The sequence below is a fragment of the uncultured Paraglaciecola sp. genome (assembly GCF_963977085.1).
In the GTDB taxonomy this organism is placed as follows: domain Bacteria; phylum Pseudomonadota; class Gammaproteobacteria; order Enterobacterales; family Alteromonadaceae; genus Paraglaciecola.
On the sequence record NZ_CAXBNC010000013.1, the window covers coordinates 1 to 11,952 of the forward strand.

Genomic DNA, 11,952 nt, shown 5'->3' on the forward strand with positions numbered 1-11,952 from the left:
CTAGAAGCTAGAAGCTAGAAGCTAGAAGCTAGAAGCTAGAAGCTAGAAGCTAATCCTCATAATCCAAAGGATCACATACGCCGTTTTCAGAAAAGGCTTCTAGCCTTTCCTGACAGGCGCCACATTTTCCACAGGCTTTTTCGCGGCCGTTATAACAAGTCCAGGTTAGATTGTAATCCAGGCCCATTGCTAACCCAGCGGTCAATATGGCTGTTTTACTGACTTCTAAATAAGGGGTGACAATTTCGACCGCTTCGTAATTGGCTATGGCACAAACATCATTCATTTTGTGAACAAATTCAGGGCGGCAATCCGGATAAATGGCGTGATCCCCTGAGTGTGCTCCGTAGTAAACTTTAGTGGCGTCCATTGAAACGGCATAACCCACTGCCATCGACAGCAAAATCATATTTCTATTGGGCACTACAGTGCTTTTCATGCTTTCTTCTTCGTAATGGCCTTCTGCTACGTCAATATCTGACGTGAGAGATGAACCACCAATTAGTTGATTGATAGCTGAAATATCTACAATTTTATGCTGAACACCAAGGGTTTTGCAGGCGCGACTGGCATAATCCAGTTCTTTTTTGTGTCTTTGCCCGTAATCAAAAGATAACGCAAATACTTGCAATCCCTGTTTAACTGCTAGGTTTAGGACGGTAAATGAGTCCATTCCCCCTGAAAAAATTACCACTACCTTTTGTGACATGGGCTTTGCTTCTTTATAATCAATTAATTAGTAATGATTTTAAGTGATTTAACTGTAAATTCCCACACTAGGGTTAAGTTAAACAAATAGGAAAGTGATTGAGTTTATATAAAATTAATGAAGTGTTTGAATCTTTGCAAGGAGAAGGCAGCTATACCGGCTTGCCTTCTATATTCGTGCGCTTGCAAGGTTGTCCTGTGGGATGCCCATGGTGTGATACCAAACATACTTGGGTGGTGTCACCTGAATTAAAAACCACTAGCGATGCTGTGATGGCCGAAACGTCGGAATCTGATAATTGGTTTGAACACAGCACCGAACAGCTATTTGCTCTTTTTAAACTCCATGGCTATGTGGCTAAACATATAGTGCTCACAGGCGGTGAGCCGTGTTTATATGATTTGACTGAAATCACCACTCGCTTAATATCAGAGGGGTATTCGGTGCAAATTGAAACAAGTGGCACCTATGAAATTATTGCCCATCCCGACACTTGGGTGACGGTTTCACCTAAGGTAAATATGCCTGGAGGCAGGCCAGTATTAAGCAGCGCAATGCGCCGTGCAAATGAAATCAAACATCCAATAGCCATGGAAAAACACATAGAAGAGTTAGATGAAGTGCTTGCGTTATTGGGTGATCAAATTGCGCCTAATATTTATTTACAACCCATTAGCCAACAAAAACGAGCGACCGACCTTGCAATTAAAACCTGTATAGCGCGTAATTGGCGTTTGTCGTTGCAAACTCATAAGTTCATCGGAATTGAATAGGGCTTAGCCCTAGTTAAGGAAAAATTATCTATGCCAATTAATTCAGAATCCTTTTTGGAAATTTATTCAAAAGCACTTAATTCTTTTGACGCTAAAAAAATAGCCAGTTTTTGTTTACCACCTACTATTATCATGACGGATAATAGTAAAAAGGTCATGGTCAGTGAGGAAGAATTGGAGGTTGGCATTAGTCGAATGATTACCAAATTTAAGTTAGCCGGTATTCATTCGTTTGTGCCAAAGTTGCAGCAAACCATGCGTCTGTCTGACTCATTATTTTTCTCAAAAATGCGCTGGCAGTTTTATGATGCAAGTCAGCAGTTATGTTTTAGCTGCGCAACCTCTTACACCTTACAAAAAATGCCAGATAAACACCTTAAAATAATTGTGGCGGTAATCGATGATGATGAAAATAAACTTGCTGAAGTGCTTGCCCGTTCTGAGTAATTTATGAAAAAGGTCTTGGCTGGATTAACCCTACTTTTTAACGTTAATGCTATGAGTGCATCATGGCAAATAACCTTTCCTCAACCCCTTGAAACGACCTCAACAATTGATGAGTACCCTATACAAGTATTAGCCCTGGCTTTGGATCAAACTGGGGTGAAATATCAGCTAAAGCCTTCAGAAAATCTTTTGTCTAAAGCCAAAGCATTGGGTCGTTTGCAAGATAATAGAGAAATCAATATTGTTTGGGGAATGACCAATACTCAGCGAGAAAAGGATTTATTGCCGATACGGATCCCCATATTTAAAGGCTTGATTGGATGGCGTTTATTATTAATTCGACAAGATATGGCGGAACGTTTTAAATATATCCAAGAGTTAGAGCATTTAGTTAAACTTTCACCTTTGCAAGGGCGTGATTGGCCAGATACCAAAATATTGCAATCCAATGGTTTTGATGTGATCACTGAACGCTCTCAAAGTGCCCTTATGAGGATGCTTCGTAATGCTCAGGGAGACTTTTTTCCTCGTTCCATTATAGAAGTGTGGGAAGAATTGGCTAAAAGCAAACCTCAGCCTGCTATTCAAATCCAACCCACCCTTGGCATTCGCTATCCCGCTGCCATATACTTTTTTGTCAATAAAAACAGTGTACCTTTGGCGAGTCTAATCGAAAAAGGGTTAGAGAAAGCCATTAAAAATGGAAAATTTGATGCCTTATTTATTGAGCATTATAAATCTTACATAGATAAAGCACAGATTGAGAATAGAACCTTTTACACCTTAAAAAATACTTTCTTACCCGAAAAAACACCCTTAGAAAGGAAGGAATTATGGTTTGACGGTTCAATTAGCGCTGCTGCACTACCATAAAAAAAACCAGAGTGATTAGCTCTGGTTTGTTGTCTTCTTTGTATTCGTAATTAGGTTACTTATTATAACCTAACTCGTGAACCGTACTCATTGCGCGCCCTGAAGGATCCGCATTCGCTTTAAAGCTAGCATCCCACTCTAAGGCTTCAACCGTACTACAGGCGATTGATTTACCGCTAGGAACACATTTTGCGGCACTTTCTTGAGGGAAGTAACCTTCAAATATGGTGCGATAAAAGTAACCTTCCTTAGTATCGGGGGTATTCACAGGGAAACGAAATTCTGCTGAAGCCATTTGTGCATCAGTGACTTCGGATTCGATATATTCTTTCAGTGAATCAATCCACGAATAACCTACACCGTCACTGAATTGTTCTTTTTGACGCCATAAAATTTCAGAAGGTAGATATTCGTTATTGTCGAAGGCTTTACGTAACACCCACTTTTCCATTTTTCCATCAAGGCACATTTTGTCTTGAGGGTTTAAGCGCATCGCCACGTCCATAAACTCTTTATCTAGGAAAGGTACGCGACCTTCAACACCCCAAGCAGAAGTGGATTTATTAGCACGAGCACAATCGAACATGTGTAAACGGTTAAGTTTACGTAGGGTTTCTTCATGGAACTCTTTCGCGTTAGGCGCTTTGTGGAAATACAGATAACCACCAAATATTTCATCAGCCCCTTCACCCGACAATACCATTTTAATGCCCATGGCCTTAATCTTACGGCTCAGCAAGTACATAGGAGTAGAGGCGCGAATGGTGGTGGTGTCATAGGTTTCGATGTGATAAATCACGTCGCGTAAGGCATCGATGCCTTCTTGCACGGTAAAATGCACTTCGTGATGCACTGTGCCTATCATGTCAGCTACTTTTTGTGCCGCAATTAGGTCGGGGGCGCCCTCTAAACCTACAGCAAAAGAATGCAAACGTGGCCACCAAGCGTCTGTTTTATCGCCATCTTCAACACGTTTAGCTACATACTTGGCCGCGACAGCAGACACCAAAGAAGAGTCGAGTCCGCCTGATAAAAGCACGCCATAAGGTACATCAGACATTAAGTGAGACTTCACTGCTTTTTCGAATGCAACTTTTAAATCTTCAAGGTTAGTTTCGTTGTTTTTAACATTCTCGTAGTCCATCCAATCACGTTTATAATAATTGGTTAATTCGCCTGTCTTACTCCACATGTAATGCCCAGGAGGAAATTCTTGAATGGTTTTGCACACAGGTGCCAAGGCTTTCATTTCTGAGGCAACGTATAAATTACCGTGCTCATCATAACCAGTATACAAAGGGATAATGCCCATATGGTCACGAGCAATAAGATAGGCGTCTTGCTCTGCGTCGTACAAAATAAAGGCAAACATGCCTTCTAATTCGTCGATAAACTCAACACCTTTTTGTTTATACAAAGGCAGAATGATTTCGCAGTCAGACTTAGTTCTGAAGTCATAAGGTGTTGCTAGCGCAGTTTCTAAAACCTTATGATTATAAATTTCGCCATTCACGGCTAACACTTGATTATTATCGCGGCTTATTAGCGGTTGAGCGCCTGTGTCAACGTCGACTATCGCCAAACGTTCGTGACATAAAATAGCATTATCATTATTCCAAATTCCTGACCAGTCAGGACCGCGGTGGCGGAGTGTTTTGGAAAGCTCTAACGCTTGCGTTCTAAGTTCTGCTGCATCACTTTTGATGCCCAGAATACCGAAAATACCACACATAAAAATATTTCTCTTGATTGCTGGTTATAGGGGCTTAGCTACTGTTCTGAGACAAGCCTGATATGGCGATTGTATTGTTTGTTTTTATTGGTGCAATCGCGCAGTTGAATTTGCCAGTCTGAGCGAAAAAAGCAAGGAGAAACTGTGATTTTCTTACATTAGAAAGGAATTAGTAAGAACAATGCTTGTTTTAGGAGGTTTGGTGAAGGTTATTTTGTAACTGATGGTTTGTCGTGTTGCTACAATTATTCTTTGCGCTCTATGTTCTATCGAAGATTAATCTACGGTCTCTTATATCTGTCATTGACAGTGAAGTATCATTGCAGATAAGTTTGTTAAAATAACAATGCAAAAAATTAAATTTGTTATACTCAATGTTCATTTAATTTGGTCTTTAAAGGAGATCCATTTGTCTACACTTACGTCTAATAAAAAATATCGTTTAGTGACTCGCAGTGATTTTGATGGACTAGTTTGTGCTGTGCTTTTAAAAAAATTGGATCTCATTGACGACATAAAGTTTGTCCATCCTAAAGATATGCAAGATGGTATTGTAGAGATTACAGAAAACGATATTACGACCAACTTGCCTTATGTAGCCGGCTGCTTTATTGCCTTTGATCACCATTTGAGTGAAGTAACCCGAAGTGGTGAAACGCAACAACAGAATCATATTATTGATCCTGACGCGCCTTCAGCTGCCCGAGTTGTGTTTGACTATTATGGTGGTGCAGAGAAATTTCCTTCCGCTTGGTTTGACATGATGGAAGCAGTAGACAAAGCGGATTCTGCACAATTTAGTCAAGACGAAATTCTCAATCCAACACAGTGGGTATTACTCAACTACTTAATGGATAGTCGCACTGGCTTGGGTCGTTTTCGTGATTTCCGGATCTCTAACTATCAGCTAATGATGGAATTAATTGATTATTGTGGCAATCATACAATTGACGAAATTATGACGTTACCTGATGTACAAGAACGGGTAACTGTCTATATGGAACATGCTGATAAATTTAAAGCACAACTTTTAGCATGTGCCACTGTACATGATAATTTAGTGGTACTAGATCTTCGCGACCAAGAAGTCATTTATGCGGGCAACCGATTCATGATTTACGCGGTTTTCCCGCAATGTAATATTTCTATCCATGTTATGTGGGGCCTCAAGAAACAAAATACCGTATTTGCTATTGGTAAATCCATTCTTGATAGAAGCTCTAAAACCATAGTCGGTGACTTATGTTTGCAATTTGGTGGAGGCGGGCATCAGGCAGCCGGCACTTGTCAGGTAGACAATGATAAAATGGCTGAAACTCAGGCCGCTTTAATCAAACAAATCACCCAAGACGGTTAAGTGTGCAAACCGTAAGAAGCATGTAAGTGACATGCTCCTTATGGTTTCTACTTTTTATTTTTATTAAATACAAAAGTATGCGCTGACGCTTACTGCCATCCCGCGCGGCGTCCGCATGGCTTTTTTCTAATGAAATCCCTTTCGCTCGACTTACTTTTCCCCAACAACAGCAAAAAGTAAGCAAAAAGTGCCGCTCGAGGGCAATGCTCTTCATCCAACTATTTGGCAAATTTAGCAGGGTTCAGCTGGATTCTTTAGAAGCAAAGCTTCGCCCAGTTGAACAGCTCGACAGGGAAGTCGAGCTTGGGTGCTGATCATCATGGACGTTTGATTGACTAACTTCAAAGGGGTACATCACTCAATTTGCATCCTTTCAAATTACCCCTCTAAATTGAACTAATAGTTGGCGAGCCTTGAGTCGAGGGTAGAACAAAAGAAAAAAGCATCGGCTTCGTCGATTAAGGTTAAGGTGCTTAATTGAAATTAAATACCTGACTTTATATCCAGTGCTAGGTTATTTGTCCAATAAGAGCAGATCGCGGACATTTAGGGGTACTTCAACAACTATGTTTTGCTTGAAGATAAAAAAACGTTTATAAAAGAAATGCGTAGAAGTCGAGTAAAAATATGACCTGAACTATAGACGACATAATGGGATGTTTAAACACGACATAATGTCATCTAATAATATTGTTATGTGTATTTAGGCTAGTTATAGGTGTACCAATGATTTTTGGAAAAATGGAATATGAAAATGACTATTCGGATTTCCATGATGAGCTCGTTAATTACTTAAAGACAAGATTTGAACCTGTTAAGTCTGGATTACAGGGGGATTCTTGGATCGAAATTTCAGAAAATAATGAAACTGTTACAGTCGATACTTTTCTATCTATGAAACATCAAATTAAGTCATCAAAGGTAGATTCTACTTTAGTAAAAATGGTCATTGATTATCTCTGCTTAAAATACAAAGTAGTGGTATTTTCTTCTCCAGAGATTGAACCACATGAATAACATCAATACACATAACAAATCAAGTCAGCGGGAATTTCACTCGCTGAAAAACACTCATAAAATCCCCTGCTTGGGGCGTTATAACTTAAAATGAATATTGAAGTATACGATAAAGAAATAACTCCAGAATTAATGGGGTTATTATTAAGTGCAGATCCGGATGAGAAAGCGATCTTATCGTATCTATCTGGTTCAGTAGTGTTGGTCTATAGAGATAACGATATATTCGTGAGCATTGCAGTTATAAATGTAGTAGCAGGAGTGTTCGAGTTGAAGAATATAGCTGTTTTAAAAAAATATCAGGGTAAAGGTATCGCCAAATCCATGATTAACAAGTCTAAACAACTAGCAAAAGAGTCCGGCGCCAAAGCGATTGAGGTGGGAACAGGCAATTCAAGCCTTTCTCAGCTAGCACTCTATCAAAAATGTGGGTTTAGGATGCACAGCATTGAATCAAACTTCTTTGATTCTTATCCAGAGCCCATAATTGAAAATGGCATTCCTTGTATAGATATGGTGCGACTGCGTGCTGAGTTATAACAAGCAAAGCCACACAGACGCGCAAAAAAGCGCGCCCCTGTACTTTGAAGCGTTATATTTAAGGGGTAGTCTTGTTCAAGCTGGTAGTTTTAAGCTCAAAACCGCAATTAACAGGACAGCCATCGTAAGAGAATAACACAATCGGCTTCGCCGATTACCGCTTAGGTGGCCCAGCCATTGCCTTTTCCGCCTGTAAAGTTTCAACACAAAAAGATTTGTTTTAGGGGCAAATAGCAAGGATGCGGGCGCCCTTCAGGGCATAGTTTTAAGGAATAGAAGGCTTACGCTGCAAAAAGCGTAAGCCAAAACACTAAGCCTATTTCCTCTGAAACTCACTACTAGCATTCCACTTAGGCCAATCATCTGATGACACTAGATCGTACCCAACTTCAAACAACATCTGGGTATCCTGCTGAATGCCTGACAAATCCCAGTTCTCGCGATACTTATCACAAACCTGATGATAACAACCAGTCACAATCACGTTAGTACGCTTACGATATGCAGCTGTCGCTTCGTCTATGGGCTCTTCTCCACCTTCTGCATAAAGAGCGGGGACACCTTGTTTGGCAAAACTGAAATGGTCAGAACGATAATAATATCCGGCTTCAGGGCGACCTTCTTGTACTAAGTGGCGACCTTGGCGTTTTACCGCTTTTTCTAGATAGTTTTCTAATTCAGACTTACCCATTCCAACAACTGCGACATCTTTGGTTTTACCTAATACATTCATGGCATCCATATTGATGTTAGCGACGGTTTTAGCTAATGGGATGATTGGATGTTCTGAGTAATACTTCGATCCTAACAAGCCTTGTTCTTCGGCGGTGACAATTAAAAAGGTAGTCGAACGTTTAGGTGTGACAGTTAATTCAGAATAGGCTTTTGCCATAACGATTGTCGCGGCAGTGCCGGTGGCATTGTCATGGGCTCCGTTATAAATTTGGTCACCGTCTTTGCTTTCATCTTTACCTAGATGATCCCAATGGGCGGTATAAATGACATGTTCGTCAGGGGTTTCAGAGCCGGGAAAGGTCGCAATGAAGTTATAACTAGTGGATTTTTTAAAGCTATTGTTAACGGTTACCGAGGCTTCTAACCCCATGCTTTTGTTGTATGGTGCCGCAATCGCTTTGGCTTTTTCTTCGGCAAAATTGAGTCCAGCATCCGCGAACACTTTTTGTGCGGCCTCTGTGGTTAGCCAACCTTCAACAGATACCCTATCTGCGTTACCGTTTTCGCTTACAAGGCCATACTGAGGGCCGCTCCAGCTGTTAGCAACCACACTCCAACCATAAGAAGCGGGTTTAGTTTCATGCACAATAATGGCTGCCGCGGCACCTTGTCGGCTGGCTTCTTCGTATTTGTAAGTCCAGCGACCATAGTAAGTCATGGTTTTACCTTGGAACTTATCACCTTGTGGATTTTCAAATCCAGGGTCGTTAACTAAAATCACTACCGTTTTGCCTTTTACATCAAGGCCTTGGTAGTCATTCCATTCATATTCAGGTGCATTAACACCATAACCAACAAAGACTAATTCAGAGTTTTTTAGTTCGACTTTGGCTTGTTCTCGCTGGGTAGAAGCCATCATGCCTTCTTTGTAGACAAAGTTATTTTCACCTATTGTCATGGTCATATCTGGGTCGGCGGTCATTTCAATCAGTTCAACGGGTTGTAAATAACTGTCTCCATTACCGGGTGCATAGCCCATTTTTTTAAAAGCATTGACTAGATAATCAAGTGTTTTCTTTTCACCAATAGTGGTGGGCAAGCGACCTTCAAATTCGTCAGAGGCTAAAATTTTAATATGTGTTTTTAACTCATCGGTACTAATAGTTTCATACACATCAATAAAGTTATCGACAACCACTGGCATAGTGTCCGCTGCTGTTGTTTCAACTGTTTTATTTTGGCAGGCTGATAGCGCCAATGTAAAAGGAAGGCATAACGCCAGAAGTTTATGGCAAGTTTTCATATTGTTGCTCTTGTAGTTAAATGGTATATCCCCATCCTTTTTACATTAGATCTAACTCAAGGGCAATTATGACTGTTTGGCATCAGGATTTTATAAAACAAACCACTATGCTACCTATGCAGCAGCTTGATGGGATTTTTAGTCTGTCAGGTTTGACTGACTGGCCCAACGCCTATGGTCTTAATCAGTTAAAGTCTGGTTTTGGTAATAAGCCTATTCCGACATTTGTTTGTCAAAACCAACTTGCCGAAACTGATGATTATTACGAACAGATAATCCATAAACAAAATATTATTCCTACTCGGCCAAATAGCTGGCATGACTTATTTAACGGTTTGATTTGGTTACAGTTTCCAAAAACTAAAGGCCTGCTTAATCAACAACACGTGGAAGACATTGAACTAAAGGGGTTGTCACCTAGAACTATAAGACGTAATAACTTAACCCACTTCGACGAGTGTGGTGTGATAGTGACCTATCAAAAAGACACAATGGCAGCACAGTTAATTAAAGAATTAGCCATGCATAAGTGGCAGTCTGTTTTTATTGAAAATCGCTCCACTTGGGGCAAAGAGTTAAATAGTTTTATGTTTGGACACGCCAATCTAGAAATGCTGTTGCAGCCCTTTATTGGTCTTACAGGAAAATGGCTTGCCGTAGAAGTCGACAGTCATTTTTCAGACTTAGATTACGCTGAGCAATTAAATCAGCTTGATGAATTATTGGTAAAGTTAATCAAGAAAACGAATGTTTTTGCTAATAAAAAACCACTGTATCCCTTACCTTTATTGGGCATCCCAGGCCTGTGGGATGCCAATAAAAATCCAGAGTTTTATGACAACTCTGATTATTTCAGACCACTGCCACGGTTAAAAAACAATAAATAACATCCAGATAATCCAAATAGTAAGATAGGGTGCGATTGCAAGGATATAGTTTTTCTTAGCTGAAAACTGGGTCCATTGACTTAATCCTACTGCGGTTAAGTACATCACCCAGATAGATTCCAAACGTATGCTTTGCAACAATGAAGACCACTGAGAATTCAAATCAATAGCAAAAATAAATCCCAGTGAAGTCGGCGCTAAACTGACAGGAGATAACTGATTATCTTGTGCCATTAACACCACTAGGATACTGATTAAGCTACAAACAATAGTGGGCAAGCTTATCCACCAAGCGAAGCCATACCAATCTGTGTAACCTTGCACACATTCCTCATCAGATTTGGTCACAATGTTAAAGTACAGCGCCAAAATGGCGTTGCTGATAATCACCACCAGTACTGAGCCAAATACGCCAGCCCATAATGATTGCGCTTGATCTGCCATGGCGTTGCGCACCGAACTTTGTTCTGCAGGGCTAAGCTCTCCAGCGATAGATTGCACCATTAATTCGTTGTACCAAGCAAAGTCGACAAAATTAAAATACAAATAAATTGGAATGGCGCCAGTCACAGCAATAAATAAAAACGGGATCCATGACCAATTGTGTACCTCGTTGATGGTGGCAAACACTTGATTAGGCTTAGTAATTATATCCTTCATGGCTTGAAATGGGTTACTGACTTGTTGCATTTAACTCCCCTACATTAGTCTTTGGTGCGTGAATATTTTGATGATTATTAACTCTAGTCAGAGCGAATTGATTATTGTTACATATTTTTTTTGTCTGGCGCATGTAATAAATCACAAAATTCAGAGACTATATCCACATGTTTGTTACTTACTAGGAAACCCAATGATAGCAATAAAAAAATTAGCGAAAAAATTCGCAGTGGAAAATCCTAAAAAGCTCAGTGAGCAAGAGAAAAAAGATCCAAGACTAAAAGGGCGTTTTTTTCATTCTGTACAAGACGTGTCTTTTACCTGTCAAAAAGGTGAAGTGTTAGGTTTACTTGGCCCGAATGGAGCCGGTAAAACAACGACCTTACGTATGTTATCCACTGCACTGAAACCTGATGGTGGCAGCGTCGAAATAGACGGTGACAACGTGTTAGCTAACCCTGTTATTGCCCGTAAAAAAATCGGTTTTTTATCAGGCTCTACAGGTTTGTATGGCCGCTTAACGGGTCGAGAAAATATTCACTATTTTGGTCAATTACACGGCATGAGTGAGGATTTAATTGTTAGTCGTATCAAAGAGTTAGCTGATCTATTAGATATGCATAGCTTCTTAGACAGGCGTTCAGAAAATTTTTCTACGGGCATGAAACAAAAAACCGCTATCGCACGAGCTGTGGTGCATTCTCCAGAGCTGGTGATTTTAGATGAGCCCACAACAGGCTTAGATATTATGGCCACACAAACTGTACTCGAGTTTATTCGTGGTTTAAAAGAGCAGGGTACGCCGGTGATTTTTTCGACTCATCATTTGGATGAGGTACAAGAGTTATGTGACAAAGTCACTGTTATCGATCAAGGTCGTACTATGTTTGATGGAGATATCGCCAGCTTTGTAGCCCTTGCAGAGGGCTCATTGCATCAGTCTTTTATGGCCGCTATCCAATCAACAACAAGCGAATAG

Annotated in this window: 12 protein-coding genes; 8 read left to right on the plus strand and 4 right to left on the minus strand. The window is 40.3% G+C overall.

Going from position 1 to position 11,952, the window contains the following annotated elements; genetic code table 11:
* Positions 1-49 precede the first annotated feature (49 nt).
* A complete protein-coding gene (queC, locus tag AAC000_RS14785) occupies positions 50-709 on the minus strand; it encodes a 7-cyano-7-deazaguanine synthase QueC (protein ID WP_339723604.1) in 660 nt (219 codons plus the stop codon).
* Positions 710-807: 98 nt separating this feature from the next.
* On the opposite strand from queC, the gene queE reads away from it, so the two are divergent.
* Genes queE through AAC000_RS14800 form a run of 3 tightly spaced genes read left to right on the plus strand, consistent with a single transcriptional unit; the run spans position 808 to position 2,802 of the window.
* Positions 808-1,482, plus strand: coding sequence for a 7-carboxy-7-deazaguanine synthase QueE (gene queE, locus AAC000_RS14790; RefSeq protein ID WP_339723606.1), 675 nt, complete (start codon positions 808-810; stop codon positions 1,480-1,482).
* Positions 1,483-1,512: 30 nt separating this feature from the next.
* Positions 1,513-1,929 carry a hypothetical protein gene (locus AAC000_RS14795; RefSeq protein ID WP_339723607.1) on the plus strand — a complete coding sequence of 139 codons (417 nt, stop codon included), beginning with the start codon at positions 1,513-1,515 and terminating at the stop codon, positions 1,927-1,929.
* A 3-nt stretch (positions 1,930-1,932) separates the two neighbouring features.
* Positions 1,933-2,802, plus strand: a complete 870-nt coding sequence (locus tag AAC000_RS14800) for an amino acid ABC transporter substrate-binding protein (protein ID WP_339723609.1) — start codon at positions 1,933-1,935, stop codon at positions 2,800-2,802.
* Positions 2,803-2,857: 55 nt separating this feature from the next.
* Here the strand turns inward: AAC000_RS14800 and asnB are convergent, their stop codons facing one another.
* Positions 2,858-4,534: an asparagine synthase B gene (gene asnB, locus AAC000_RS14805; protein WP_339723611.1), complete on the minus strand. Its 1,677-nt coding sequence runs from the start codon at positions 4,532-4,534 to the stop codon at positions 2,858-2,860.
* Between the two features lie 409 nt (positions 4,535-4,943).
* Between asnB and AAC000_RS14810 the strand changes: the two genes are divergently transcribed.
* The 3 genes from AAC000_RS14810 (at position 4,944) to AAC000_RS14820 (ending at position 7,448) form a co-directional block, all read left to right on the plus strand.
* Complete coding sequence (locus AAC000_RS14810) at positions 4,944-5,891, plus strand: exopolyphosphatase (RefSeq protein ID WP_339723612.1); 948 nt, start codon at positions 4,944-4,946, stop codon at positions 5,889-5,891.
* A 726-nt stretch (positions 5,892-6,617) separates the two neighbouring features.
* Positions 6,618-6,908: a hypothetical protein gene (locus tag AAC000_RS14815; protein ID WP_339723613.1), complete on the plus strand. Its 291-nt coding sequence runs from the start codon at positions 6,618-6,620 to the stop codon at positions 6,906-6,908.
* 90 nt (positions 6,909-6,998) lie between these two features.
* A complete protein-coding gene (locus AAC000_RS14820) occupies positions 6,999-7,448 on the plus strand; it encodes a GNAT family N-acetyltransferase (protein WP_339723614.1) in 450 nt (149 codons plus the stop codon).
* A 316-nt stretch (positions 7,449-7,764) separates the two neighbouring features.
* On the opposite strand, the gene AAC000_RS14825 is transcribed toward AAC000_RS14820, so the two are convergent.
* Positions 7,765-9,426: a M28 family metallopeptidase gene (locus AAC000_RS14825; protein ID WP_339723615.1), complete on the minus strand. Its 1,662-nt coding sequence runs from the start codon at positions 9,424-9,426 to the stop codon at positions 7,765-7,767.
* 68 nt (positions 9,427-9,494) lie between these two features.
* Here AAC000_RS14825 and AAC000_RS14830 point away from each other — a divergent pair, with 68 nt between their 5' ends.
* Positions 9,495-10,313: a DUF3025 domain-containing protein gene (locus tag AAC000_RS14830; RefSeq protein ID WP_339723616.1), complete on the plus strand. Its 819-nt coding sequence runs from the start codon at positions 9,495-9,497 to the stop codon at positions 10,311-10,313.
* Here the strand turns inward: AAC000_RS14830 and AAC000_RS14835 are convergent.
* Positions 10,296-11,003: a YIP1 family protein gene (locus AAC000_RS14835; RefSeq protein ID WP_339723617.1), complete on the minus strand. Its 708-nt coding sequence runs from the start codon at positions 11,001-11,003 to the stop codon at positions 10,296-10,298. The two genes, AAC000_RS14830 and AAC000_RS14835, sit on opposite strands and share 18 nt — an antisense overlap.
* Before the next feature lie 163 nt (positions 11,004-11,166).
* On the opposite strand from AAC000_RS14835, the gene AAC000_RS14840 reads away from it, so the two are divergent.
* Positions 11,167-11,952 carry an ATP-binding cassette domain-containing protein gene (locus AAC000_RS14840; RefSeq protein ID WP_339723619.1) on the plus strand — a complete coding sequence of 262 codons (786 nt, stop codon included), beginning with the start codon at positions 11,167-11,169 and terminating at the stop codon, positions 11,950-11,952.